The following is a 26,045-nucleotide window of genomic DNA, read 5'->3' on the forward strand; positions in this document are numbered from 1 at the left end:
CTCCTGGCCCCTTCCTGGGCCTCTTCATGCCGGTCCATTCTGTTACCGAACGGTACGGAAACCTGGGACAGGGTCAGGTTGAAGGAGATTACTCCTGGGTTTGATGCGGCGCTGGCACGGCGCCGCCGGTTGTTTGGCGATGCTGGGCCGCGAACTTCGCTGGCGGCATCCGCCCGCAGCTGCTGTGCGGCCGCACCTCGTTGTAGTCGGTCCGCCAGCGTGCGACCTCGTCGCGCGCCTGTTTCAGGCTTTGGAACCAGTGCTCGTTCAAGCACTCGTCGCGGAACTTGCCGTTGAAGCTCTCGATATAGGCGTTCTGCGTGGGCTTGCCGGGCTGGTTGAGGATGTGGCGCACTCCCTTGGCCTGCGCCCAAGCCATGAAGGCCCGGCTGGTGAACTCCGGGCCCTGGTCGGTTCTGACGGCCTGCGGATAGCCCCTGAACCTGGCGACCTGGTCCAGCACGCGCACGACGTACTCGCCACCAATGCCGTGATCGACGGCGATGTCCACGCACTCGTGGCTGAAGTCGTCGGTCACGGTCAGGCACTTGATGCGCCGCCCGCTGGCCAGGCTGTCGCTGACGAAGTCCATGCTCCACACCTCGTTGATGGTCCGGCACTCGTGCAAAGGCACCCGTTCGAGCTTCAGGCGCTGCTTGCCGCGGCGCTTGCGCACCGACAGGTCCGCCAGCTTGTAGAGCCGGTACACGCGCTTGTCGTTGATCTTCGTGCCTGCGGCCCGCAGCAGATCGCCGATGCGCCGGTAGCCGAAGCGCCGCCGTTCGTGCGCCAGCTCGACGATGCGCTGGCTCGTCGCCTGGTCGTGCTGGGCACGCTGGGGTGGATGCCGCCAGCTGTCGCGCGACAGACCCACCAAGGCGCAGGCGCGCCGTTCACTGATCGAGGTTGTTTCAAGCATCTTGCCCACCGCGCGTCGCTTCGCCGGTGGGCTCAGCGCTTTACGCCGAAGGCCACCTTCAGCGCCTCGTTATCCAGCACCGCCTCGGCCAGCAGCTTCTTGAGCCGGTTGTTCTCAGCCTCCAGGTCGCGCAGCCGCTTCGCGTCGCTGGTCTCCATGCCGCCGAACTTGGCCCGCCACTTGTAGAAGGTCGCCGAACTAAAGCCCTCCCGGCGGCACAGGTCCGCCACGCTCATGCCAGCGTCGGCCTGCTTGATGAACCCGATGACTTGCTCGTCTGTGAATCTGCTCTTGCGCATCGCGCTTCCTCTCGGTTGCGCGGATTCTTCTCTATTGCCTTGGTACGGATGGCGGGTTGCAGGTCAAAGGCCGTGTCCTGGGGATCATCGACGTTCACGTCGATCTCCCAGATTTTCACGAAGTCGTTTACGACACCAGGATGGGCGTACTCCTTTACGCGCGCATCAATCTCAGCGCGATCCTGCGGCCGGCAAACAATCACCAAGCGGCGCATCGACCGGCGTCTCAGTTCAGTTTTTGCTGGGCGACGTCAAGCAGTATGCCCGCGGGAATGCGCACTTCGCGAAGCTCCGTGAGGCTCATGCGATCTACCGCTGCATGAACGATCTCACGCAAACGGTCGAGCGCAACGTCGTCTGTTGCGACGCCTGCGACGTGCTGCGACAAGCGGTGCGGCGCTGAGACATTCTCTTGCGCAGAACCTTGCGCAGTTGCGGGTTTCTTCCGGGCGCGAGCTGCCGAGATGATCTCAGCCTGCAAGGCAACCGGAACGCCGGCGCTGCTCAGGCGCTCACCAAGGCGTTTCGCGACATGCTCAGTCCGGAGCGTCTCCCACGTCTTCAGGAGCTTGCGATCCTGTGAACCAGCCCCCTTGAGCACGTTGATCCAAAAATCGTAAAAGTGCGTCTCGGACAAGCACGCCTCTAGCTTCTCCCGAAGCTGAGGTTCCTGTTGTGCGGCGAACTGGCCGGCCAAGACACGGTAGTCCTCGCCGTCCATCCGTTCGAGCTTCTGCAGCCCAACCGGAAAGATCGCCCTGAGAGCGGCAACGAAGATTGCACCTGTGGACGGATCGACCGCCAAAGAGCAGGACTGATTGGGGTTGGAGAAGAACTTCCAAAGCTCAACGCCTGCAACAGTCTTCAGCTCTTCTCGACTGATTGACGCGGGGCTCTGATCCGCAATGATCCGGTATTCGATGTCGGAGTTCGATGCGGCGTTTGGAACCACTTCGACGAGCACTCCCAATTCTTCGGCAGCCAGATCGCGCAGAATCGGAAGGTCATGGATAACGCGGGGTGCAATCGCTTTGGCGATTACCTGCCCGAGTTGCGCTCCAAGTATCAAGTCGCCCTTCCCAGAGCGGCGCATGATCAAGGCGTGCTTGATGGCTTGGATCTCGACTTCGGTAAGGTTCTTGGATGACATTTGGTGGCCAGAAGTACGAACACCTCATGCAGTCCTGCATGAGGTGATCTGAAGAGGTTCGGAAGAGCCATTTGCCGCGAAGCTCCGAGTTTCATCGCAGCGGAGTTGACACACTCCAAATCACTCCCAGCAAGTTGGCCGATTGACCACTCATGCCAGCGCTTGTCAGGCGTTAGAGCTATCCCCTAGTCATCCACTTCGGGCGGAGAACAGTCCCAAAGCAAAGGCGCGTCACACCACACATCGCCTGGCTATCCGAACACAGCTGCGGTCAAGACCGCCACCATGCGTTGAGTGTCCCGGGGTACCCCGTCGGATGAGAAGCAGTATATAGCCTGATTTTTCGAAGCAAAGCACCTACGAAAGCGTGCAGGCGCAACACCATTGGGGTACTGTGCATTTTACCAGTCCTGCTGCCGGCGCAGGGGATGCGGCAAGTTCCTGACCTTCCCTGTCGCTGGCTGCGGGCACGCGGGAGCTTCAGCTGGCTGACTACCAAGTGCATCGATCGGCGCGCGAAGGAGTTTGTGGATGCCGACTTGAGGGCGCCACCTACCCCAGCTTCGAGCAGGTGAAGAAAACGCATCGCCCACTTGGTGACGGTTGACGAGCTGGGAGCCCTCATGGTGAAAACCCTGATCCCATAATGTCTTGCTGGTCACATTGCGACACCATCGATGCGACGTCTGGGTTGCCTGGCTTTCGAGCGGGCGACATCTCGGGCACATAGTCCATCCGATTTCCGCCATCTGGGCGGCACGCACTGGACCTCTTCCTCTCAACGTTGAGGTTTCGGCCGGTTTTCACCGATTGCCGAGGCCCAAATCTTGGCTTGTTCGAAGGAGCATCTATGTTGATTCCGGGTGGCGCAGTGATTCTTGACGGGGTCAAGAGCGGGGCGCAGGAGCTGGTGATGTCGGCAACGCGATCGGTGATCGAGGGCTGGAGCAAGCGCCGCGCTCAGGAGTTCTTCGATGTGTTCTGCCGCCATGTAGCGGACGCCGCCGCGACCAGCGGTGACATCGCCGTAGACCTCAGTAACGTCCTAGGCACGGATGTGGCTCGCAACGTGGTTTTTGACGCCTATCGATCTGTTTGCCTGTCCCGCTCACGCCTGTTGGGCCCACGCGTCATCGCTCTCATCACCGCGAGGTTGGTCAACCAACAGCGGGAGGCCAACGACGAGGAGGACCAGTTGCTGGCCGCAGCGGAGGAACTCACCGACGACGAACTCCGTGGCGTTCGGAACAAGGTCGCCGAACTGGAACGGATCTTGGACGGGAAGGCGCGCCCCGGCGAGAACGCCGACGTCCAGCGGGAGTACGGTACGGCGTTGATGGTGACGGTGCGAACTGAAATGGTGCCGGCAGATATCGGCTCCTCCACAGGCGGCCATGTCTCACTGGCTCCATTGAACCTTGCGATGGAGTTGGGCCTGTGGGCTGCAAAGCTTGAGCGGATCGGCTTGGTGTACACCGACATGCTCGAAAAGCCACACGTGGAGAGGGAGGACAGTGAGCGCCATGTCGACTATGACCACTTCTACCGTGACGTTCGATGGTTGATGAGCTACACCGCCGGCGCCACGGAACTCGCACGTCTGGTCGACATGGCTGACACCTTCATCTAGCGCTCACTCCCCTGTTCTGCTGCTCATCCAGATGCCTGACAACGTGTGTTCATCATGCATTGGCGATGCTGACCTGAGGCGCTGGATCCGCGACCAGGCCGGCCCGCGCGGGTGCGACTTCTGTGGCCGCTTCGACTCCCCGACCGCCGACCTCCGAGAGTTCGCAGCCCACGTCCTCAGCTGCTTGTGCCAGTGGTGGAGCTTTGCGGTGAACGAGCTGCCCTACGACAGCTCTGAGGGCGGCTACATCGGCTCTGAGCTATGGGACACCGATGACGTGGTCGACATGGCCGAAATCGACTTCCCTCGCGACCACAGCGGGCGCCTGCGTCATGCGCTGGTCGGAAGGCTCCCCGAGGAGACTTGGTGCGAGTACGACTGGCTCACGTTGGATGTCGACCAGGCTCTGGGCTCCAGCTGGGACCAGTTCTGCGAGACCATCAAGCACAAGCGGCGCTTCTTCTTCCACAGCACGGGACAGGATGACCGTGATTCGTACACCCCCGCCACGCTGCTTTCGACGATCGCCAACATCAGCGCGAGGCTGGGACTGATCAATCAAATTCCGGTCGGTACTCGGCTGTGGCGCGCCCGGCCCGACCTGGCCCGGCGCGCCCGCGCCGATGCCGCGGGCTTTGGCCCGCCACCGGTGCAACTGGCGACGCAGAGCAACCGCATGAACCCGCCGGGCATCCCGATGCTCTACCTGGCGTCGAGCACCACGACCGCGGTTCTCGAAACCCGCAGCGCTGAGTCGCGTGTCGGACGTTGGCGCGTGATCCGGCCTCTTCGGGTACTTGACCTGCGCCGGCTGCCGGAAGTGCCCGGATTCTTCGGCAACATGCACCGGAGCAATCGCTTGGGGCTGAAGTTCCTGCATAGCTTCGCCGCAGACATCATGGCGCCAGTGGCGCGCGATGACCACGCGCACATCGAGTACCTGCCTTCCCAGGTCGTCACCGAGTTCATGCGCGACCACGACTTTGAAGGTGGACGCATCGACGGTATTGCCTATGGGAGCACGGTCCACCCAGGTGGCTGGAACGTTGCGTTGTTTGCGTCGCCCGGGCATCTGGGGTTGGCAGCTCCAAGATGGTACGAGGCTGTCGAGCCATGGCTTGAGTTCGCCGGATCAAAGTTTGCGGCTCTTCCAGGCTGAACATCCAACTTGCGAGCCAATCGTCCGATGGCCGTCTGATCGGGGCACACGTCCTCAACTCTGTCATTGAGTTTTTGTATTCAACTTCCTATCCTCCGCCCCCAGGCGGCGTGGGAGGCACGGCCGTCACCCAGGATGGCGGCAGGCCATCCCTCAGGAGGAGCGGCATGCCTAAATCCGTCTGGCGCGCAGACGCCAACTTGGCCACAAATCCCATCGGCCGAGCCACCTTCCCTCCTCGACGCGACTTCACGTCGCTCTCCGTCCAGGACTTGCTTGAGGCGCGCGAGGCTCATCATGTCCAGCTCTCCAGCCTGGACAACGTCATAGCTACCGCCATCGGCCGGTACCTGATCCGGGAGGACGACTGGTACGCCACGCACTCACCGGATGTGCCACGCCCGGGCGGCACCCCCAAGCCTAGAGGTCCGAGGACGCTCAATAACAGCGTTATCCGTGCATGGTCCTGGCCTGCCGTCCTGGTGTTCGTGCGGTCGTGGAAGGATGTTGACGAGCTCGGCCCCAATGCGATTCCGCGCGCCCTGTACATGCCTGATGGCCGGGTGGTGCCGACCTGCGTCGTCGAAGCGACACCGGATGAATCGCCCGCGCCACCCGCGCCAGGGCCCTCTCAGGCCAGCGACATGTTGGGCGGCGGCTATTCCTGCCTTCGCGTCGACCAGGGCATCGACCGCCTCGGTTCGTTCGGATGCCTGGTCTATCGGGACGGGACCTACTACGCGTTGACCAGTCGCCACGTGGCAGGGGCGGCCGGACAGGAGATTCGTGCTTCCGTCGGTGGCGAGTACCGCCGCGTTGGTGAGTCAGCCGACATCGGCCTGACCAAGCTCCCGATCGCCGACGCGTTCCCCGAGTTCTCCCGGGTGAGTGGCCGGCTCAACTTCGATGCAGGGCTGGTGCGCCTGGACGACTTCAGCGAATGGACCTCCCAGGTATTCGGCATCGGCGAGGTCGATGAGCCCTTCGTTGCGACCGCCTTCACGCTCACACTGGACCTGATCGGTACACCAGTGAGGGCCTATGGCGGTTCAACCGGCGTGATGGAGGGCGAGATTCGCGCCCTCTTCTTCCAGTACCGCTCCAGTGGCGGCATGGACTGCGCCACCGATGTGCTGATCGGCGCGCGTAAGCGCGTCGATGGCCCGGGCGTCACTCCGCCGCCTCCACTGACTCGACCGGGCGATTCCGGCACCCTATGGTTCTACGACCCACCGTCGCAGCCCGCAGTACCGTCCGCCGACCTCCTTGCCAATGCCGCACCACCTAACCGCGGCGAAAAGGCTCGTCGACTACACCCCATTGCCATGCAATGGGGTGGCAGCCGCTTCTTGCTGCCCGACGGCAAGTCCAGCGCATTCGCGCTTGGCAGTTTCCTGTCGACCGTCTGCCGTCAACTTGACCTGCAGATCGAGCGCGAGTGGAGCACTGGCCACGACGAGTACTGGGGAAAGCTGGGGCACTTCGCGATCGGTTGGAAGGCCTGCGACCTCGTAAAAGGGAGCCTTCGCAAGCTCATGCAGGCCAACCAGGCGCGCATCGGCTTCGGCGACGACGATCTTGGCCTGGGCAAGGCTTTCAAGATGGGGCGGGATGCGTACGTGCCTCTGGCAGACGTGCCCGACTACGTCTGGGTGGTGTCGAGGAAGTACCACCCTAATGAGGGTGTCCAGCACTTTGCTGATATCGACATCGCCGACATCAGCGGCGGTCCGTCGATGCTCGACCGCTGCCACGACGACCCGATGAGCTGCTCCGCCACAGCGTGGAAAGAGTACTTTGACGGCTTCAAGGCAGCAGGCGTGGGTCCTGATGAGGGCGCCCTGCCTTTCCGTGTCTGGCAAATCTGGGAGGCCATGGTCGCCTACCTGAAGGCCAAGGACGTCCTGCGATTCGTGGCCGCCGCCGGCGTCCTTGCGCACTATGTGGGCGACGCCTCGCAGCCGCTGCACTGCTCCTACATGCACCACGGCGTGCCGCCGATGCTCGTGTACGACGGTCGCGAATATCCGGCGCCCAAGGACTCCCAGGATTTCAAGGACTTCAAGAAAACCGCAGCGTCGGACATCCATAGCCTTTACGAGCAAGGCATGCTGGAGATCGACACCGTGAATGTGCTGAACAGCGTGAACCAGAAGATCGCCGGTAAGACCGCGTCAAGCGCGGGCATCAAGTCGGGTTACGACGCGGCAAGGGCGACCTTGGAACTCATGTACGACGCCCAGCAACGTCTCGCGCCGATGGAAATCATCGAGGCGGATGATCCGTCTCTCGGCCCGACCGCCAGAGCGAGGCAGCTCTGGTCCAACAAGAAGGTGCGCGAGCAAACCACCGTCTCGTTGGCCAACAGCGTGAAGCTTCTGGCGGATCTGTGGCAGTCGGCCTGGGCTGTAGGCAAGGGAGACTCGATTGCCAAGTCCGAGCTGGTTGAGTTCTCCGAGACGGACCTTGAGAACGTCTACCGGAACGACAAAAAGTTCGTGCCCAGCATGTCGCTGGATCAGCTCGCCGCCAGCGGCAAGTACGAGCCGCCAGGCGCCTGAACTTATCCTGCGATGGTCGCTTTGGTCAGGTGAAGGTCAAACGTCCTTGAGGCTGGCGGCGTCAATCGCTCTGGCGAGATCTGCAGGAACCGGCAGCGGTTTGAACGGGCTCACATTCGAGCCGCCGGTATTGCCCCGTGGCACCCAACCGAACGCAGTCTTGGTCGCAGCCCCAACTATGCGGAGGAGTTGGCCACGAGCCTCCCTCCAAACCCGGTGCCGTATCGCCCAAACCAGCATCTGTGCATGCACGCGGACATGATGAAAGGTCGATCCCTGACCTAGTACATGAGCGCGCTCAAGGTGCGCGAACCCCGCTGCCGCATAACCGGACGCATCAAGTCGCCGAGCTTGTGCGATTTCGTGGTCGACGTGAGGAGCGATGCGCGTTGAGAACTGACTCATGAGTTCCTTCGAGGCGATAGCGATGATGCCGAGATTTGAAACCCTGGAGTAGCTCCAGAGTCAAGCCATCGCCACAACCATCGTCTCAACAGCAGCTTCTTGCCGACTAAGCACCACCACGCCTTTGGCGCAGCTTCCAACGGCTTGGCCCTTTCCCGGACCTATCAGCAATGATTGCTGCGCCAGTGTTTGCCTAGCCGCTCCCCCTAGAATCGGTCTGTGACCAAACTAGGGAGGCAAGAGCTTGGCACACCCCCCTTCCATTCCGCCCTCGGGCAGTCGTCCGCAGACCAACGGCCCCAAACCGAACGCAGGCGTGACGTCGCCGGCGATTGTGCCGCGCTCCCCGCCACCGCCCGCCCCCGCACCCAGTAAGAAGTGACCGTGGGTCATTTGGCATCGGCGCGCGAGCGCTTGAAGGTCACCCGGGGGAGGATCAAGCCTTTGCCCGCGCCCGTTGTCGTCGACGCTGCGGGTGCACCTCATGTGCCCACGGACGAAGACAAAAAACTGTTCGCCGACCACACGTCGGAAGTCCGCAAGCGCCAAGTCTCCGGCTCCGAGAACTTCGACAAGTCGGTGCTGACGCTATCCAGCGGGGGCCTCGCGGTATCGCTGGGCTTCCTGAAGGACTTTGTACCCATAGGCCACGCGATCGGAGCGTGGACGCTCTATACGTCCTGGGGCCTGCTGACCGCTGCCACCGTGATCACCATGTTGTCTTTCCTTGCCAGCATGAGGGCACAGGAGTTTCAACAACAGGTGGCCGAGGGTTACTACCTGCGAAGAGAGGATCCCGCAGAGAAGCCCAACCCGTGGGATCGGATCGTGATCTGGATGAATCGCGCCTCGGGCGCGAGCTTCATCGTCGGTGTGACCCTGACCACCTTATTTGTCGCCATCAACTTGCAGAAGGCTCAAGAGATGAAGAACTCGCGCCCTGGCGTCACGCATGACGGCCTGACCTCCCCGTTGATCCAGCAGACCACCAGTTCGGTGGAGCGTCGCGGCTTGCCTTCGCCGGGCATCGTCCCCAGCGCGCCGGTCAGACCTGCTCCGGCGCCGGCGCCCGCCCCGGCCCCAGCAAGCAAGTAAGCAGGGCGCCTGCTCCACGCAAGCTCCGGCGGCTTGCGACCTCGTTGGTCCTCACGGATCGGAACCGCTCAGCGCGGTGCTCGCGAGCGCGGGACATTGATGGGCTTGGGGCGGGTGTGCAGTAGCTGCGCCGGGCAGCGCCGCAAGGGCGATGCGATCGACGCCTCGCGCACGACCTACGTCACGGATGGGAAGTCCTGATCTCTCAGCACCGGTTTCCGCAGGGCCTCCCTTAACTTCTCCAAGCGCCGCTCACCACCATCGACACCGTCTTCGCTGGACCATTCGACGGCTGCAGGCGCCTCAGCGCGCGAGCGTGGCAGGCCGTTGGCGTAGTACACCTCGTGCACCGCGAACCACGTCTCCCCAGCGGCCTGCGTAGAAGCGATCACGCGGCAGTTCCAATGCGAGATGGGCGGCGAATTGCCGTCATGCGCAGTTGCAAGATCTGTCGAGTCCGCACGTGCCGCCAGAGCCTCACGCCAGTCCTGGATATCTCCCAGGGTGAGGACCTCGTCCATTCCCACGTTTTCGAGCAGGCCGGCCAAGAGGGTTCGACGCTCTTCCTCGTTGAAGCAAAGCTTGCCGTCAACGAGTTCTAGTCGGCCTGGCAGTTGATTGAGCTTTTGCAGAACTTCCGGCCCTGTCCAGTTCTTGCCAGTTCGTCCGATCTGCCATTCCATCGTCTAGCCCTCGCTGGTGTCCATGTTGCTACGTGGCCTGGTGCCCCGCCTTGACGCGCGAATCCTGCTTCTCTGCCACCAGTATTCGGATTCCGAATTCGTTGCATCGACGATGACCATCCGGGCCTCACTGCAGCAAAGGCCCATGTTCTTCACCTTCCCTCACTACGAGTTCCGCATGCCGACCGGCTTGGTCGCGCCGGACGCGCGCCACTGGCGCGTGATGGAACTCAGTCTTCATCTCCCTTGGTTCATCGTGTCCGTGCTCAAGCGAGATCCCGTCGCCGACACCACATTCGTCAGCGCCTATTTCTTCGCGTGGGAGAACGACTTCACCAGCTTCCTCCCCACCTTGAGCGCCAAGGAGGTGATCGGCGTCGCTTGCATGGCGCCGGGGTGGAAGTCGGCCAACGCCAACTGGACCTCCCACGAGGTACGCGAGGTGTGGTCCGCGCGTAGCGAGGATGGATCAACCTACCTGGAATTGGTTGGGGCCGACGGCGAGGTGCTCGACGTCGGGCTGGCGTCGGACCCGTTGCCTGGAGAGCAGAGCCGAACTCAATTGCTGAAGATAAGGCCGAGACGACGGCCTCGGTTGGCGCCCAAGTCGCGCGGAAAAACCGTCAGCGCTTGAGGCTGTCAGGGTGCACATCGACAGGCATCGACAAGCGCATCCCGGTGGCCGAGTCCGACGCGCGCCGTTCCTCGAGTCCCATGGCGTGCATCCAGTTCAGCGTCACGAGCACGCGATCCAGTGTTCATCAGCACCGGCGGCTGAAGGGAGGTGTGAACGGCTCAGAAGTCAGCTTGGCAGTGATTTCGGCCCGTCAGCTACAAGTCGACGAACGCCAACTTTCTGCCGGAACCGGTCAACGTCTTGCCGCCGACGCCATGATCGACGGTAGCTCACTAGCCCAATGGCAGGGTCGTGCAGGCTGGCGACAGCACGCCTAGACGAGGGCCGCGTAGGCTGCGATAGTGCCTTCGCCGTGCCCCTGAGGTCATGCGCGCCTGAACTTCTGGAGAGTCCATGACACTCGCTCGGTTGATCGTTCGCATCCTCCCATTTACTCTCCTTTGCGTCGCGCAAGCACTGCTGGCGGCGCCGGCGGATGAAGCTTCAACATCCGAACGGCCCAGGCCTTCACGGCCCAATGACGGCTACCCAAAGCTCGCGTGGTACTTCGCCGTCACTGACCCGAATAGCAAGGGCGTCGGCTATCACCAATGCAACCCAACGATGGATGTCGGGTCTGCCGATAAGGGAAAGTGGATTGTCCCGAAGCTCCTTGTCAACACCGACAACGATTGGGGAGGGTGCCAATTCGGTCTGACGATTCAGGATCCTGATGAGTACTTCGGCCAGCGCGGCTTCTTGCATACGTACGTCTTGATATCTGCAAAGAACATGAACCCGTCAATGGACGACCGCCAATGTTCTGACTATGGACCTACACGGCTTCCCGTGACTAGAGCGGTGGGCCGGTATTTCGGGGGAGGGCTAGGGTCGCGGTTCGACACTGACGAAAAGCGGCCAGGCCCTTGCAGAATCACCCTGACCATTCCGGCAACTGTCAAAGTGCGCATTGCCTTGTCGGTATCACTAGAACCGTCAGCAGAGGCTGATAAGTCGCAATGCAGCGCATCATGGGACGGGGCTCAAGGGACAGTGACGCCCGGTAACTCGATATGGTTCGAGATCAACACTGACGGGATTCGCCCTGGAGGATGCCTGCTCTCGTTCAAGTTGGACTACGAGTAACGCGTGCATGCGCCCGCGCGGGCCTTGCAACAATTCGGATGCCGGTGCAGCGTTGCGCCTAACCTCATTGTCGGGTTGAGTCGCATTCGCTGAAGGCGCGCGCGGGTCGCGCGCGCTGGCGAGTCACCCTTGCATTCCGCCATCCCAGCGAAATCGAACCATCCCCGTCGGCAGATTCCCCACAGCAGTCGCGACCATCGGCGGTCGATAGACCAGCGGTGCATCGAGCAACACCTGGGCGAGAGGGATGGAGGCCACAGAACCTAAAGTTTCCGGAAAATGACCGGGAAAGAGGTTCAGAAAGATCGGCTGTGACCTCAACTCGAAATAGAAGCCGCCGATCTCGTCGCCACGAACCAGAGGCAGGATCAAGATCTCTGACGGGCTGTGCAGCGACTCTGCTTTCGGGAACAGGAAGTAGGCGCCGAGTTGCGCGCTGAAATTGAGCTTCCCCAGCGCCACCTGGACCAGATACTCCGAAGCTCGCCCGGGCTCCGATCCAGCCATGCCGACACCGATGTGCCATCGGCTGCCGATGGAGATGTTGATGGCGGTTTTCAACAGCCATCGCTCCAACAGGTGGCCGTCAACGTTGCGATCAATGGCTGGCGATCCTGGCGCCGGTGCCGCCAAAGACCGTTCGAACAGCGATACAGCCTTCACAGCTTCGTTGTCGCAGTCGGATAGCAAGTTGTTGTGCTTCTCGCACAGGATATGGCTGACTGTTGATTTCCTCCGAAACCTGACCCACCTCTCACACTGATTTCCGTCCAAACCTGACCCACGTATCAACCTAGCCTGCCGCAATTTGCGGCAGGAGCACTGGAGTGATTGACGTGGCGACACTGAGTGTCATCAGGCGGTGGGCCCTGCGCGAGCAGCTGTCCATCCGCGAGATAGCCCGACGCACTGGCCTGTCTCGCAACACCATCAGGAAGTACCTGCGCAGCGGCGACCAAGAGCCGACCTATGCCAAGCGGGCCAGCAAGAGCCGGCTCGACCCCTTCGCCGAGAAGCTGGCCAACTGGCTCAAGACCGAGGCCGGCAAGAACCGCAAGCAGCGGCGTACCTTGAAGCAGATGCATGCCGAGCTTGTCGCGCTCGGCTACGACGGCTCCTACAACCGCGTGGCGGCCTTCGCCCGCGACTGGGCCCAGAAGCGCCAGGAGGCCAAGCAGACCACGGGACGAGGCACCTTCGTGCCGCTGGTCTTCGACGCCGGCGAGGCCTTCCAGTTCGACTGGAGCGAGGACTGGGCCGTGCTGGGCGGCGAGCGCACCAAGCTGCAGGTGGCGCACTTCAAGCTCAGCCACAGCCGGGCCTTCTACGTCCGGGCCTACCTGCTGCAGACCCACGAGATGCTGTTCGACGCGCACAACCACGCCTTCCGCGTGTTCGGCGGCGTGCCCAGGCGCGGCATCTACGACAACATGAAGACCGCCGTGGACAAGGTCCTCTCCGGCAAGGCGCGTGACGTCAACGCGCGCTTCGCCGCGATGGTCAGCCACTACCTCTTCGAGGTCGAGTTCTGCAACCCGGCCTCGGGCTGGGAGAAGGGCCAGATCGAGAAGAACGTGCGTGACGCGCGGCATCGCCTGTGGCAGCCCGTGCCGGCCTTCCCGAGCCTCGATGCCTTGAACGCGTGGCTCGAGCAGCGCTGCCTGGCGCTGTGGAAGGAGATTGCACACGGCCAGCAGCCGGGCGCCGTGTTCGACGTCTGGAAGCTGGAGAAGCTGACGCTGATGAAGGTGCCTCGCCCCTTCGACGGCTTCATCGAGCACACCAAGCGTGTCTCGCCGACGTGCCTGGTCACCTTCGAGCGCACGCGCTACAGCGTGCCGGCGTCGTATGCCAACAGGCCGGTGAGCCTGCGTGTCTATGCCGACCGGCTCGTCATCGCGGCCGAGGGCAACCTCATCTGCGAGCACAAGCGGGTCATCGAGCGCAGCCACGACACCATCGGCCAGACCATCTACGACTGGCGCCATTACCTGGCCGTGCTGCAGCGCAAGCCCGGTGCCCTGCGCAACGGCGCGCCGTTCACGGAGCTGCCAGTGGCCTTCAAGAAGCTGCAGACCGAGTTGCTCAAGAAGCCAGGCGGCGACCGCGAGATGGTGGAAGTCCTCGCGCTGGTCCTGCATCACGAGGAGCAGTCGGTGCTGGCGGCCGTAGAGCTGGCGCTGGAAGTGGGCGTGCCCACCAAGATGTACGTGCTCAACGTGTTGCACCGACTCTTGGACGGCAAGGCAGAGCCACCGCCGGTGGACGCGCCGCAGGCTCTACGCCTGGTCACCGAGCCGCAGGCCAACGTGGATCGCTACGACGCGCTGCGCGAGGAGAGGAAGGTGCGCCATGCGTGAGACCAAGACCAACGCGCTTGTCGTGGCGCTGCGCGAGCTGAAGATGTTCGGCATGGCCCACGCCGTTGGCGAGTTGGCCGAGCAAGGCGCGCCGGCCTTCGAGGCCGCGCAGCCGCTGCTGGCTCAGTTGCTCAAGGCCGAGACCGCCGAGCGCGAGGTGCGGGCCGTGGCCTACCAGCTCAAGCAGGCAAGGTTCCCGGTCTACCGCGACCTGGCCGGCTTCGAGTTCGCGCACAGCGAGGTCAACGAGGCCCTGGTAAGGCAACTGCATCTCGGTGACTTCATGGACCGGGCCGAGAACGTCGTGCTGGTGGGCGGGCCGGGCACGGGCAAGACCCACCTGGCCACGGCCATCGGCGTGCAGGCGTTGGAGCATCACCGACGTCGGGTGCGCTTCTTCTCCACGGTCGAGCTGGTCAACCAGCTCGAGCAGGAGAAGCTGTGCAACAAGACCGGCCAGATGGCGCACCGGCTGGCCCACATGGACATGGTCGTGCTCGACGAGCTGGGCTACCTGCCGTTCAGCTCGTCCGGCGGCGCGCTGCTGTTCCACCTGCTGAGCAAGCTCTACGAGCGCACCAGCGTCGTCATCACGACGAACCTGAGCTTCAGCGAATGGGCGAGCGTCTTCGGCGACGCCAAGATGACCACAGCGCTGCTGGACCGGCTCACGCACCACTGCCATATCCTCGAGACCGGCAACGACAGCTACCGCTTCAAGAACAGCTCAGCTCAACCCAACACCAGGAAGGAGTCCAAACCGAGGAAGTTACCCACAACCTGAGCCCGAGAGGCTCGAACAAGGGTGGGTCAGGATTGGACGGAAAAGGTGGGTCAGGATGGCGTGGGAATTAACAGGCTGTGTGCAGGCGGGCGATGGACGATGCTCTGGCCGAAGGCGTGCATGCGCAGCAGCGGGATGCCCTCCAGCGTCCATTCGTGCACGCCCAGCCCCTTCAGGAACAGGATCTTGCCGATGACATCCGTGAGGTTGCTCGGACTGTGCTTGCCGGTCGGAACCTTCAGCCACTCGACGACGGTCGTGCTCTTGCGTCCTTTGCGTTTGGCAAAGACCTCAGCAATGAGGCCGTCCAACTTGGCCGGTGGCACATGCTTGCGGACCACTTCCAGCGCCGAGATCTCCGCCGTGTTGAAGGCGTCGCGGGCCACGTCGCGGATGGCGCGGTCGGAAGGCAGCTGGATCTTGCGATCGAAGAGCCAGAGCTCACCTGCTCTGACCAGGTCATCAACAGCGATGGCATTGGCTGCGTGCGATTGGAGGGAGGTGAGCAGCTCGAGGAGATCGGCATCTTCGGGTGCTCTGAAGCCAGCCTCCTCAAAGGCCCATTTCCGGTGGTCGAAGAGCGTGCGCTCTCTGGAATACAGCGCCTTCACCGAAGCGATCGATGTGTCGTTGACGCCGAGCGTGCGCGATAGGTACTGCAGCAGGGTCGCTGGCAAAACCTTGGTGTGGGTGAAGCTTCGCCCTGTGGCGCGGGCGAGCACCAGTTGCGCCCCAGCCGCCAAGCGCGCCTTGACGGGAAACTTCCGGATCTTCTCGACATCTGCCTGAGACAGGCCGAACGCATGCTCTGCGTCGAATTCGCTCAGGCCTCGAGGTAGCTCGGTCAGGCCGACGAATCGCTGGCGGTAGGACGACAAGAAGCACCTCCGTGGACGGATGTAGGTGGGCGACAGCAGCGTCGCTCGATCAGATCTCTACGACGACGCTGGCGCGCTGTTGGCGAGCCCGCTTTCAAACTTCGCCTTCATCGAGTCCTGCGGGATGTCGATGTAGCGCAGCGCGGAATTGACATCGCGCCATCCGACGTGCTCCATCAACTCCTTGAGGTCCCAGCCGTTGGCGCTGGCCCAGCCTGCAAATCCACGACGCAACGAGTGGCTGGAATAGCTGTCGGCCTCTTCGGTCCCTGCATCCTTGAGGATGCGGCGCAGCAGCGGCAACACGGCCTGGCTCTTCATGGGTTGGTCGGACACGTTGCCCCAGCGGTCTATGGCCGGGAACACCGGGCCTGCCTTCAGCCCACTTACTTCCAGCCAGTCGAGATAGGCGTCGACGGGACACAAGCGCGACAGCGCCGGGCAATGGAAGGCTCGGCCTTCCTCTTCGTCCGTGGTCTTGGTGCGGCCGGGACGGCAGGTCAGGCCGGTGCCACGCACAGCCACCACTTCCTCAACGCGCATGTTTGCGAGTTCGTCGGCACGGAACGCGCGCCAGAAGCCCAACAGCAGAAGCGACCGGTCGCGGCTGCGTCGAAGCTGTTCGGTGCGGCGGCCCTGCTCGAGTGCCGAAGCCTGCGCCTTGAAGAGCCAGTTGGACGCCGTTTCCAGGACGTCCAGTTGCAGCGGTCGCGCGCGGCGCTGCGCCGTGGCGTGCTTCGCCCTGATGCCGCGGAACACCTTGTGTATCAGCGGCGAGCGGGTCGGGTCGGCGAAACCGTTGTCGGCGTGCCAGCGTGCCAGCGCAGCCAAGTGCAGCCGCAGTGTGCTGGCGCGGTAGACCGTGGCGTGCTCGGCCAGATAGCGTGCCACGGTGTCGACGGTGGCGGGCAGCATGCCTTTCCAGACGGTCTCGAAATGCCGCAACGCCGAGGCGTAGGTCTTGACCGTGTTCTCGCGATCCGCCGCGAGAACGTAGGCTTGAACCTCGGCCGTCATTGCGTTTCAGCCTCGACGTAGACGCGCCGGGCGGCGCGGCGTGGTCTTCGGGTGGCAGCGCGCTCAAGCGCGAAGAGACGGGCGTCAGTCGGCGCGAAATCCTGACAGCCTTCGAGGCGGTCCCGGGCGAACTCGATGAAGGCGGCAACCTGAGGCAACAACGCCGGTGCGGCCAGGTGGCACAGGGACAACTCAAGTGCGCCGACGCCGAGCGACGGCAGCGGTACCAAGCTGCCATCGTCGATGTGGGGCGCGGCGACCAAGGCGGCCAACTGCAACGCCATCCGCCCGGACCGGACGATCTGCACCTGCAAGTCATGATCGTTCGTTGACAGGAAGGGCTGCCCGTGGGCTTGGCTGTCGGGCTCGTCGGGGACGCCCCGCACTTCCTTAGGTATTGCACCCGCCTGCCGCGTCACCAGTTCTTCCAGCGATGCAGGCACACCGTGCGTAGCCAGGTAGCTTGGCGACGCACAGTGCACAAACACGATCTCCATGAGCGGGGTGACAGCGATCTCTTCGTTCGCTGGCTTGCCCAGGCTGAAGGTGACTTCATCGTCAACTTCCGGCATGGGCGCGTCGTCGTCCAAGGAGGCGATCCGCAACGACAGTTTGGGGTGAAGGACGCTGAACGCCTCCACCAACGGCGCCAGTACCGTGCTGACCACTGGCCGCGGCGCAGAAATCGTCAGGCTGCCCTCTAACGGCGCCAGCGAGGCCTTGCGGACTGCGTCCAACGCTGCCGTCATAGCGTCGAGCGCCGGCCGGGATGCATCGACAAGCAACTGCCCCTCCGGCGTCAATGCCAGCCGCCGGGTGGTTCTCGCGAGCAACTGCACGCCGAGCTGACGTTCCAGCTGCATCAACGCCTTGCTTGCGGCTTGCGGGGTGATCCCTTGCGCTTGCGCGGCGCTGCTCAGGCTGCCCAGTTCGGCCGCCTTCGACAACGTCGCAAGTGCTCGCAGTTCACGCATGGGTTGACTGGCCGGAGCCTAATTTAAACCTGAAGTTGTAAATCATATGGATTGTCAACCTGATGTCTACTGGTGCAACGTCTCCGAAGGGGCGCCGGTTTTTGCGTTGCCACACAAATTCGAGCTGGACTTGCGTCGGCGACGGCATTTTCTATAATCCAACTTAACGAACTATCCAAAGTTGCCGAATGCACTTCGCTTTTGACCACCTCCTTGCTGCCCATGACGCCAGGCTCGATGACGCCTTGGCCGCCGTGCGGGAGCAGCGGCGAAGTGGCGCGACAGAGATGCTTCGTATGGCCGCCGACGGGGTGTGGCGAGACATCGCCGAACTACGTCGGGTGCGAGACCAAGCGACGGAGTTGGACCGGGTACGCGAGGCGCTGTCTGAGTTCTCGGTTGTCGAGCAGGTTCGTCGGATGGCGGCGCTCGACCCGTGGCACCAGATCATGGCGGTCGTCCGCCGAGCCCCTGGCGTCCACAACGAAATCCTGGCCGCCCTTGAATTGCACAGGCACCAGGCTTCCTACCGGAAGACGCTGCTGGAGCAGTTGTCGGCGTACTGGCGCAACCCTGCGCGGGCCAGCGTCGGCGCCCGCTACCTGACGCCTTGGTTCCAGGCGCTGCGGGTGGTGAAGCGAACCATTCCCCCGCGATGGATCCGTTCGATTTCTCTTGTTCGCCGAGCTCTGGGCTTCTTCGGGGCGGCGAAGGTTGATGGCAGGAATCTTCCTTGAAGGGGAGGCACGCATTGCGCGACTTCACGATGACCCATCCCGCGAACCCAACCTCCGCGACACGCCTCTCCCAGGAGGGGCAAGGCGAACAACCCTCACCCTATGTCTCAGCCTCCGAAACCCAAGCTCTGCTTCGCAGCAGCCTGGCCGCGCGCAACGCGCGCCTGGAGGCCGCCGACATGGTGAACACCGATCAAGCGGCCAAGCTGGCCGGGACCACTCGAGTGACGATCAACGCATGGATTGCCAAGGGGCGCGCCATCGGCCTGCCCCGCATGCAACGCGGCTTCAGGCTGCCAGCCTGGCAATTCGAACCGACGCTGTGGGACGTGGTCCCCAAGCTGTCCAAAGCGTTGGGTACCCTCGATGGCTGGACCCTGCTCGCGTTTTTGGAAACCCCGCACGGCGGCCTAGGCGGGGTCACCCCCCGCCAGGCGCTCGAGCAGGGTCAGGCAGATCGGGTGTTGGCGTTGGCCAGCGCGGAGGGTCTCTGACCCTCCAAGATGAACTTCGAAGCCTTCGATGAACTCCCACCGTATCGGCTGACCTCAGCCCGACACCTCTTCAGGATCCAACCGGTGCGCTCGCGCCCCGGCAACCGTGCCGTCGGCGTCGTCCGGGTGCCGCTGCCCGGCGCCTTGAGCGGCCGCTTCTGCTTGCGCAACCGGCGGGTGGCCTACTTCGCCGACTCACCCGAGACGGCCGGCTACGAGGCCTTCGGACGCCGCGAGCAGACGTTGCTGTCGCTGGACCGCCTGCGCTGCGGTGAGCTGCTGTGCGCCGGCGTCGCCGGCGACCTGACACTGCTCGACATGACGCCCCACGCGGCCGACTACCCCGCCCTACAGTCGACGCGCTTCGGCCCGACCCAGGCCCTGGCCGTGCGCGCCGCGGCGGCTGGCTACGACGGGGTGGCCTACCTCTCTGCCCAGCGTCATGGTGGCATCTGCTACGCGCTCTTCGAGCACGTGCTTCCCGCCATCCGTGCCCGCTGGCGCCAGCGCCTGGTCGAACCCGGGTCCGGCAACTTGCACCGCGTCGTGGCCACCGTCGCCCGCGGCAGCGGCCTGCCGCTCGGATGAAGGCCGCTGCCTGCCCGGGGGATGGGTCGGCCGCGAATCCGTCGGCGCGTGCCGGCCAGCGCCAGTGCCCTCAGCGCTGCTGGACACTCACTTCGCCGAGCTCTCGGGCTCGTCCGCGCGCGACCCAGCCGACTGCCGACGCATCAGCGCAAAAGCCGCCGGCACAACGAACAGCGACAGCAGCGGCGCTGTCACCATTCCACCCAGCATGGGCGCGGCGATGCGGCTCATGACTTCGGAACCCGTGCCCGAGCCCCAGACGATGGGCAGCAGGCCGGCAAGGATGACGGCGACGGTCATGGCCTTCGGTCGCACCCGCAGCACCGCGCCCTCGCGGATCGCGTCCAGCACGACCTCCCAAGTGATTGTTGAGCCTGCGCGCACCCGGTCCTCCAGCGCATGCTTCAGATACAGCAGCATCACCACGCCGAACTCGGCCGACACGCCAGCGAGCGCGATGAAGCCCACGCCGGTGGCCACGGACAGGTTGTAGCCCAGCAGGTAGAGGAACCAGACGCCACCGGTCAGTGCCAGGGGCAAGGTCGCCATGATGAGCGCGGCCTCGCTGGCGCTGCGGAACGTCAGGTACAGCAGCACGAAGATGATGAGCAGCGTCGCCGGCACCACCACCTTCAGCCGCTCATTGGCCCGCTCCATGAATTCGAACTGGCCGGAGTACGCCAGGCTCATGCCGGGCTCCAGCTTCACCTGCTCGGCCACCGCACGCCGCAAATCCCCGACGACAGACGCAATGTCGCGGCCGCGCACGTCGATGTAGATCCATCCCGACGGGCGCGCGTTCTCGCTCTTGAGCATTGGCGGCCCATCGACGAGCGCTACGGTGGCCAGCGTGCCCAGCGTCACTTGCTGGCCGTTGGGCGTCAGCACCGGCAGCTGGCGCAGCTTTTCAGGGCTGTCCCGCAGCTCACGCGGGTAGCGCAGGTTGATCGGAAACCGCGCCAGGCCCTCCACGGTCTCGCCGATGTTCTCGCCGCCGATGGTGCCGGAAATCACCGACTGGACGTCACTGACGTTCAGCCCATAGCGCGCGGCCGCCGCGCGGTCGATCTGAACGTCCACGTATCGGCCACCGGTGAGACGCTCGGCCAGCGCGGAGCTGACACCCGGTACCTTCTTCGCCACAGCCTCGATCTGGGCGGCGATCCTGTCGATGGCGGTCAGGTCGGTGGCGGACACCTTCACGCCGATGGGGCTCTTGATGCCCGTGGCCAGCATGTCGATGCGGTTGCGGATCGGCGGAATCCAGATGTTTGACAGGCCCGGCACCTTCACCGTGCGGTCGAGCTCCTCGACCAACTTTTCTGGCGTCATGCCGGCCCGCCACTCCTGCCGGGGCTTGAGCTGGATCGTCGTCTCGAACATCTCGACCGGCGCGGGGTCGGTGGCGGTCTCCGCGCGACCGGCCTTGCCGAATACCCGCTTCACCTCGGGCACCGTCTTGATCATCCGGTCGGTGATCTGAAGCAGCTCGGCGGCCTTCTGAGCTGAGAGGCCCGGCAGCGCCGAGGGCATGTACAGCAGGTCGCCCTCGTCCAGCGGCGGCAGGAACTCGCCACCCAGGCGCATGAGCGGCCACGCGGTGGTGGCGAACACGGCGATCGCCACCAGCAGCGTGGCCTTGGGCCAGCGCAGGACGACCTCCAGCGCCGGCTGATACAGAGCAATTAGCCCGCGCGTGATGGGATTGCGGTGCTCGTCCGGAATGCGACCACGGATCCAGTAGCCCATCAGCACAGGGATCAGGGTGACGGACAGGCCGGCGGCCGCCGCCATCGCATAGGTCTTGGTGTAGGCCAGCGGGCCGAACAGCCGTCCCTCCTGGGCCTGCAACGTGAAGACCGGAACGAAGGACAGCGTGATGATGAGCAGGGAGAAGAACAACGCCGGCCCGACCTCGACGGCCGCCTCGGTGATCACGGTCCAGCGCGCCTCGCCCTTGAGTTCTTCACCCGGATGGGCGTGCTGCCAGGCTTCCAGCTTCTTGTGGGCGTTCTCGATCATGACGACGGCCGCGTCCACCATGGCGCCGATGGCGATGGCGATGCCGCCCAGGGACATGATGTTGGCGTTGAGTCCCTGCTGTTGCATGACGAGAAAGGCGGCCATGACGCCCAGCGGCAGCGAAATGATGGCCACCAGCGCCGAGCGCAAATGCCACAGGAAGACGGCGCACACGAGGGCCACGACGATGAATTCCTCGACCAGCTTGTGCGACAGGTTGTCGATGGCACGCTCGATCAACGAGCTGCGGTCGTAGGTTGTGACGATCTCGACGCCCTTGGGCAGGCTCGTCTGCAGCTGCTTGAGCTTGTCCTTGACCGCTGCGATGGTGGCCTGGGCGTTCTTGCCGGTGCGCAGGATCACCACGCCGCCCACCGCTTCGCCTTCGCCGTCCAGTTCCGTGATGCCGCGGCGCATCTCAGGGCCCACCTGCACGGTCGCGACCTGGCCCAGCAGCACCGGCACGCCGTTGCGGTTGGCCAGCACGATGCTTTTGAAGTCGTCCAGGGACTTCAGGAAGCCGCCCGCGCGCACCATGTACTCGGCCTCGGCGAGTTCCAGGACAGCGCCCCCGGTCTCCTGGTTGCCGTTCATCAGCGCATCGCGCACCTGGTTGTGCGTGATGCCGTAGGCGATGAGCTTGGCAGGGTCGACCACCACCTGGTACTGCTTGACCATGCCGCCGACCGTCGCGACCTCGGCCACGTTGGCGACCGCCTTGAGCTCGAACTTCAAGAACCAGTCCTGAAGCGCGCGCAACTGCGACAGGTCACGCTGCCCGGTGCGGTCCACCAGGGCGTACTGGAAGACCCAGCCCACGCCCGTCGCATCGGGCCCCAGAGACGCCTTCGCCGTGGCGGGCAGCCGGCCCTGCACCTGGCTGAGGTACTCCAGCACGCGGGAGCGGGCCCAGTAGAGGTCGGTGCCGTCCTCGAACAGCACGTAGACGAAGGAGTCGCCGAAGAAGGAGAACGCCCGAACGGCTTTGGCGCCCGGCACCGACAGCATCGTGGTGGCCAACGGGTAGGTCACCTGGTTCTCGACGATCTGCGGCGCTTGGCCGGGGTAGCTGGTGCGGATGATGACCTGCACGTCCGACAGGTCGGGAAGCGCGTCGATGGGCGTCGTGCGCAGCGACAGCACGCCGGCGACGGCCAGGAACAAGGTGGCCAGCAGCACCAGGAAGCGGTTGCCGACCGACCAGCGGATCAGGGCGGCGATCATCGAGTACCTCCCTTCGACTCGCGGCGCATGTCCACGATCTCAAAGCCCTCCTTGGCCTCGTGGAAGGAGAAACGGACCGTGTCACCTGGCTTCAGTCCTTGGGCCAGTCCCGGCTGGGCCAGCGGAAACGCCATCTCCATCGCCGGCCATTTCAGGGCGGGCACCGCCTCGTGGTTCAGCGTCACTTCGCTGCCGTTGATGGCGACGACCTTTCCCATGGCGGAATGGACGGCCATGCCTGCAGCTGCAGGGGCGGAGGCAGCACTTGCCGCCTCCGCCGCCGGGCTGGCCTGACGCTGCAGGACGCCCTGCATGCTGGCTTCCGAGTCGATCAGGAACTGGCCCGAGGCCACCACCTGCTGGCCCGGCTGCAGGCCCTGCAGCACTTCCAGCTTGTCCCCCAGCTCACGGCCGACGCGTACCTCGACGGGAGTGAAGCGCCCCGGTTGATCCACGACGTAGACGATGGCGCGCTGACCCGTGCGAATGACGGCTTCGGCCGGCACGACCAATGCTTCCTCGGAAGCCGTGCCCAGCCGCATCTGCGCAAACATGCCGGCGCGCAACCGGCCGCCGGGGTTCGGCAGATCGGCGCGTACCCGCAGCGTGCGGGTGTCAGCATTGGCTTCCGGCAGCACGGCGCTGACCTTGCCGTGGAGCGTCTGGCCCGGAAAGGCCGACAACACGACGTCCACGCGCTCGCCGACGCGCGCGGCAGCGGCTTGTGCCTCGGGTAGCGCGGCCTCCACCCAGACGGAAGACAGGCCGGTGATGCGCGCCAGGCTCATGCCTTGCGAGACCGTCATGCCTGGGCGCACCATCAGCTCCTGGACCAAGCCACCGCTCGGCGCCTGGATGATGGTCACCGCCTCGACCTGGCCGCTGCGTTCCACCCGTTGGACCAGGTCCGGCGGCATGCCCATCAGCACCAAGCGCTGCCTCGCGGCTGCCGTGAGCGCTTCGTCACCGGTACGCCGCACCGCGAGATATTCCTGCTGTGCACCTGCCCACTCCGGCACCAGCAGTTCGGCAATGAAGGCCCCAGCTGGAATCACGTCGCCGGGCGCCAGGCGCGCCACGCGCTGCACGAAGCCAGCCGTCCTGGCCTGGGGGATGGCGACATCTCGCTCATTGAGCATCACAGTGGCCGGCACCTGCAGCGACATCCCCAGGCGCTGCTTCGTGGCCGTGGCGGTCCGCACGCCCAGCGTCTGCGCCACGCGCGGGTCGACCGCGACGCCGCCAGCCGGCACCTCGTCGGCGTACTTCGGCACCAACTGCATATCCATGAAGGGCGACTTGCCGGGCTTGTCGAACTTCTGCTGCGGCGACATGGGGTCGTACCAGTACAGCACCTTGCGCTCGCTCGTCGGGGCGCTTGCCGCAGCGCCCGCGTGCGACGCATCCGAGTGAGCGGCAGTGGCGGGCATTGCCGAGCGCCATTGGGCAACGCCGTAGCCCATGCCCACGCCGAGAACGACAAGGGCAACAGCGGCCAGGGGGAACTTCTTGTTGGAGGTCATGAGGTCACTCCGCAATGAGATGGGACAGGCGCGCCTGTTGGGCGGAGACCTGGCTTTGAAGGTCGAGCGCGCGCAACTGAGCCTCGATGGCGTTCTTGCGGGCAGCGAGAACGGCACCGAGGTCAGCCCGGCCGGTCTGATAACTGGCCAGCGTCACCTGGGCGCGTTCCTGCGCGAGCGGCAAGGTCTGGCTCTGCTGGCGCTGCAGCGCCCGCTCCAGGCGTTGAAGCTCGGCGACCTGGGCATCGACTTCGGCCCGAACACGGCGCAGCGCGTCATCGCGCTCTGCCTGCAGCCGCTCCACCTCCTTTTGTCGGGACGCGATCACGGGCTCCTGGCGCGTGGCCTTGGACACCGGAAGCTCGAACGTCAGCTGGAAGGACACCATGTCGCCGAAAGCCCGCGCGCGGTTCGCGTAGGCGACCTCCCATCCCCAATCACCCTGGCGCATGGCCCTGGCCTCGTCGACATCCGCCTGTGCCATGGCAAGCATGGGAGTGAAGGCACGCAAGTCGACATGGCGGTCCAGATCGCCCAGCAGCCGGGACAAGTCAGGCTGCAGATCGGGCGCCTCACCGTCCGCAGACAGGTCGGGCTGATCTCCGGTCCAGCGTTTGAGCAGCGCGCGGGCCTGCTCGACACCCGCGAGCAACTCATCCCGGCGGTCCGCCAGGTCAAGAGCATCCTGCCGCGCCATCAGTGCCTCCGACGGGCTCGCCGCGCCCGAAGTCACGCGCGCCGCCAGGGTGTCCTGCAGCAAGCGGTTCTGCAGTTCGAGCGCACCGAAGGCAGCGAGCTTCTTCTCTGCGAAGTGCAGGCTCAGCCATGCCAGGGCTGCCTCCCGACGAACGGCCAGTCGCTCCGTCTCCAGCATCGAGCGCTCACGCTCGGCCTTGGCGCCGGCAGCCTCGCGCTGCGCGGCGCGCTTGGCGGCGTTTGGTACGTCCTGCATGACGCCGACCCGGCGCATGGTCATCGACTCGCGGTTCCAGCTGAACCGGTCCGGCCCGGAGACGGGGAAGTTCTCGACGCCGACAGCCAGCTTCGGATCGGGCAGCTGCCCGGCGGCGGTGCGCGCCTGCTGTGCGCCGTCGGCGGTGGCCTGTCGGGCCGCAAGGGCCGCCGATCGCTGTTCGGCGAGCTGCAACGCCTGCTCGAAGCCTATCGGTGAGGCTTGCACTGTCGGAATGATGGCGAGGACAGCCGCCAGCGCAAGACGGCTGGCGACAAGGGAGCGGGACCTCGGTCCTGCCCGAAAGAAGTTGGCCATGTCGGCTCTCCAAAAGACCCTGGAAGCGATCAGCCACGATCGCAAGACGTGGACGCGCCGCCGCAACCGCGGCCACGCGAACCTCAGGGGTCAATTACGCAGGACTTGGAGAGCGAGGTAGACCGGCGGGGCGCCGTCGGGCGGTCCGGTGTGCGCGGTGATGACCGCGGGGAGCGCCTCGGCCGCATCGGGTGACACCCACAGCGCCAGCCGGGTGAGCAACCGGTCGAGGATGATGGCGGCAGGTGAGAGGTCGTTTGCCGGCGCGTTGTTGACGGTTTGCTTATCGCGGTCGCAATGCGCCTTGCAGAGCTGCGGCTGTTCGACGTCCATGCCGGACATCTGGTCACAGTCGGGCATGCCCGCCATCAAGGTCGTTGACTCTGGCTCCGACGCAGACGGCACAGGACAGGCATAGGCTGCCGTCAACAGCTGCGTGCATACCAGCGCGAGCGCAAGCATGCTTGCGATCCAGCGGCGGTAGGCCTTTTTCAGCGACATGCTCAAAGTC

At 64.3% G+C, this 26,045-nt stretch carries 24 protein-coding genes; 10 read left to right on the forward strand and 14 right to left on the reverse strand.

Annotated features, from left to right (window positions below):
* Window positions 1-88 precede the first annotated feature (88 nt).
* From AC1Q7O_RS27030 to AC1Q7O_RS27040, 3 genes are all read right to left on the reverse strand, one after another.
* A protein-coding gene (locus AC1Q7O_RS27030; RefSeq protein ID WP_492662426.1) for an IS3 family transposase occupies window positions 89-1,218 on the reverse strand; the annotation gives its coding sequence in 2 pieces (ribosomal slippage) (window positions 89-957 and window positions 957-1,218; 1,131 coding nt in all).
* Window positions 1,152-1,433 carry a hypothetical protein gene (locus tag AC1Q7O_RS27035; RefSeq protein WP_492662427.1) on the reverse strand — a complete coding sequence of 94 codons (282 nt, stop codon included), beginning with the start codon at window positions 1,431-1,433 and terminating at the stop codon, window positions 1,152-1,154. Before AC1Q7O_RS27035 ends, AC1Q7O_RS27030 begins: the two co-directional genes overlap by 67 nt.
* Before the next feature lie 11 nt (window positions 1,434-1,444).
* Window positions 1,445-2,368 carry a hypothetical protein gene (locus AC1Q7O_RS27040; protein ID WP_492662428.1) on the reverse strand — a complete coding sequence of 308 codons (924 nt, stop codon included), beginning with the start codon at window positions 2,366-2,368 and terminating at the stop codon, window positions 1,445-1,447.
* 850 nt (window positions 2,369-3,218) lie between these two features.
* Here AC1Q7O_RS27040 and AC1Q7O_RS27045 point away from each other — a divergent pair.
* From AC1Q7O_RS27045 to AC1Q7O_RS27055, 3 genes are all read left to right on the forward strand, one after another.
* Window positions 3,219-3,998 (forward strand): hypothetical protein, encoded by a 780-nt coding sequence (locus tag AC1Q7O_RS27045; protein WP_492662429.1) that lies wholly within the window; start codon window positions 3,219-3,221, stop codon window positions 3,996-3,998.
* 31 nt (window positions 3,999-4,029) lie between these two features.
* Entirely contained in the window at window positions 4,030-5,157 is a 1,128-nt protein-coding gene (locus AC1Q7O_RS27050; RefSeq protein ID WP_492662430.1) for a HEPN-associated N-terminal domain-containing protein, read from the forward strand.
* Between the two features lie 167 nt (window positions 5,158-5,324).
* Complete coding sequence (locus AC1Q7O_RS27055) at window positions 5,325-7,718, forward strand: hypothetical protein (RefSeq protein ID WP_492662431.1); 2,394 nt, start codon at window positions 5,325-5,327, stop codon at window positions 7,716-7,718.
* 36 nt (window positions 7,719-7,754) lie between these two features.
* Here AC1Q7O_RS27055 and AC1Q7O_RS27060 read toward each other — a convergent pair whose 3' ends face one another.
* A complete protein-coding gene (locus AC1Q7O_RS27060) occupies window positions 7,755-8,123 on the reverse strand; it encodes a DUF3703 domain-containing protein (RefSeq protein ID WP_492662432.1) in 369 nt (122 codons plus the stop codon).
* A 378-nt stretch (window positions 8,124-8,501) separates the two neighbouring features.
* Here AC1Q7O_RS27060 and AC1Q7O_RS27065 point away from each other — a divergent pair, with 378 nt between their 5' ends.
* The gene (locus AC1Q7O_RS27065) at window positions 8,502-9,218 is read left to right on the forward strand and encodes a hypothetical protein (RefSeq protein WP_492662776.1); all 717 of its coding nucleotides are present in this window, start codon (window positions 8,502-8,504) and stop codon (window positions 9,216-9,218) included.
* 176 nt (window positions 9,219-9,394) lie between these two features.
* Here the strand turns inward: AC1Q7O_RS27065 and AC1Q7O_RS27070 are convergent, their stop codons facing one another.
* Entirely contained in the window at window positions 9,395-9,901 is a 507-nt protein-coding gene (locus AC1Q7O_RS27070) for a hypothetical protein (protein WP_492662434.1), read from the reverse strand.
* 145 nt (window positions 9,902-10,046) lie between these two features.
* Here AC1Q7O_RS27070 and AC1Q7O_RS27075 point away from each other — a divergent pair, with 145 nt between their 5' ends.
* Window positions 10,047-10,535, forward strand: coding sequence for a hypothetical protein (locus AC1Q7O_RS27075; RefSeq protein ID WP_492662435.1), 489 nt, complete (start codon window positions 10,047-10,049; stop codon window positions 10,533-10,535).
* A 510-nt stretch (window positions 10,536-11,045) separates the two neighbouring features.
* On the opposite strand, the gene AC1Q7O_RS27080 is transcribed toward AC1Q7O_RS27075, so the two are convergent.
* Window positions 11,046-11,282 carry a hypothetical protein gene (locus tag AC1Q7O_RS27080; protein WP_492662436.1) on the reverse strand — a complete coding sequence of 79 codons (237 nt, stop codon included), beginning with the start codon at window positions 11,280-11,282 and terminating at the stop codon, window positions 11,046-11,048.
* A gap of 504 nt (window positions 11,283-11,786) precedes the next feature.
* The gene (locus AC1Q7O_RS27085; RefSeq protein ID WP_492662437.1) at window positions 11,787-12,353 is read right to left on the reverse strand and encodes a hypothetical protein; all 567 of its coding nucleotides are present in this window, start codon (window positions 12,351-12,353) and stop codon (window positions 11,787-11,789) included.
* A 137-nt stretch (window positions 12,354-12,490) separates the two neighbouring features.
* Here AC1Q7O_RS27085 and istA point away from each other — a divergent pair, with 137 nt between their 5' ends.
* Entirely contained in the window at window positions 12,491-14,023 is a 1,533-nt protein-coding gene (istA, locus tag AC1Q7O_RS27090; RefSeq protein ID WP_492662438.1) for an IS21 family transposase, read from the forward strand.
* Window positions 14,016-14,807, forward strand: coding sequence for an IS21-like element helper ATPase IstB (gene istB, locus AC1Q7O_RS27095; protein ID WP_492662439.1), 792 nt, complete (start codon window positions 14,016-14,018; stop codon window positions 14,805-14,807). The genes istA and istB overlap by 8 nt, the downstream gene beginning before the upstream one ends.
* Window positions 14,808-14,857: 50 nt before the next feature.
* Here istB and AC1Q7O_RS27100 read toward each other — a convergent pair whose 3' ends face one another.
* Genes AC1Q7O_RS27100 through AC1Q7O_RS27110 form a run of 3 tightly spaced genes read right to left on the reverse strand, consistent with a single transcriptional unit; the run spans window position 14,858 to window position 17,676 of the window.
* Window positions 14,858-15,685 (reverse strand): DUF4158 domain-containing protein, encoded by an 828-nt coding sequence (locus tag AC1Q7O_RS27100; protein WP_492662440.1) that lies wholly within the window; start codon window positions 15,683-15,685, stop codon window positions 14,858-14,860.
* Window positions 15,686-15,742: 57 nt separating this feature from the next.
* Entirely contained in the window at window positions 15,743-16,702 is a 960-nt protein-coding gene (locus AC1Q7O_RS27105) for a site-specific integrase (RefSeq protein ID WP_492662441.1), read from the reverse strand.
* Window positions 16,699-17,676, reverse strand: coding sequence for a LysR family transcriptional regulator (locus tag AC1Q7O_RS27110; RefSeq protein WP_492662442.1), 978 nt, complete (start codon window positions 17,674-17,676; stop codon window positions 16,699-16,701). Before AC1Q7O_RS27110 ends, AC1Q7O_RS27105 begins: the two co-directional genes overlap by 4 nt.
* A gap of 188 nt (window positions 17,677-17,864) precedes the next feature.
* Between AC1Q7O_RS27110 and AC1Q7O_RS27115 the strand changes: the two genes are divergently transcribed.
* The 3 genes from AC1Q7O_RS27115 to AC1Q7O_RS27125 are packed head-to-tail and all read left to right on the forward strand — an operon-like array spanning window position 17,865 to window position 19,495.
* On the forward strand, window positions 17,865-18,413 hold the full coding sequence (locus AC1Q7O_RS27115; RefSeq protein WP_492662443.1) for a hypothetical protein: 549 nt from the start codon (window positions 17,865-17,867) through the stop codon (window positions 18,411-18,413).
* 14 nt (window positions 18,414-18,427) lie between these two features.
* A complete protein-coding gene (locus AC1Q7O_RS27120) occupies window positions 18,428-18,907 on the forward strand; it encodes a hypothetical protein (protein ID WP_492662444.1) in 480 nt (159 codons plus the stop codon).
* A 9-nt stretch (window positions 18,908-18,916) separates the two neighbouring features.
* Window positions 18,917-19,495 (forward strand): RES family NAD+ phosphorylase, encoded by a 579-nt coding sequence (locus tag AC1Q7O_RS27125; protein ID WP_492662445.1) that lies wholly within the window; start codon window positions 18,917-18,919, stop codon window positions 19,493-19,495.
* Window positions 19,496-19,582: 87 nt separating this feature from the next.
* On the opposite strand, the gene AC1Q7O_RS27130 is transcribed toward AC1Q7O_RS27125, so the two are convergent.
* The 4 genes from AC1Q7O_RS27130 to AC1Q7O_RS27145 all read right to left on the reverse strand — a co-directional run bounded on the left by AC1Q7O_RS27130 (window position 19,583) and on the right by AC1Q7O_RS27145 (window position 26,035).
* Window positions 19,583-22,741 carry an efflux RND transporter permease subunit gene (locus AC1Q7O_RS27130; protein WP_492662446.1) on the reverse strand — a complete coding sequence of 1,053 codons (3,159 nt, stop codon included), beginning with the start codon at window positions 22,739-22,741 and terminating at the stop codon, window positions 19,583-19,585.
* Window positions 22,738-24,264 (reverse strand): efflux RND transporter periplasmic adaptor subunit, encoded by a 1,527-nt coding sequence (locus AC1Q7O_RS27135; RefSeq protein WP_492662447.1) that lies wholly within the window; start codon window positions 24,262-24,264, stop codon window positions 22,738-22,740. The genes AC1Q7O_RS27130 and AC1Q7O_RS27135 overlap by 4 nt, the downstream gene beginning before the upstream one ends.
* Before the next feature lie 4 nt (window positions 24,265-24,268).
* A complete protein-coding gene (locus tag AC1Q7O_RS27140) occupies window positions 24,269-25,534 on the reverse strand; it encodes a TolC family protein (protein WP_343624188.1) in 1,266 nt (421 codons plus the stop codon).
* Window positions 25,535-25,624: 90 nt separating this feature from the next.
* Window positions 25,625-26,035: a hypothetical protein gene (locus tag AC1Q7O_RS27145; RefSeq protein ID WP_343624189.1), complete on the reverse strand. Its 411-nt coding sequence runs from the start codon at window positions 26,033-26,035 to the stop codon at window positions 25,625-25,627.
* Window positions 26,036-26,045 lie beyond the last annotated feature (10 nt).

Source organism: Roseateles sp. GW823-FHT07B05, assembly GCF_058794515.1.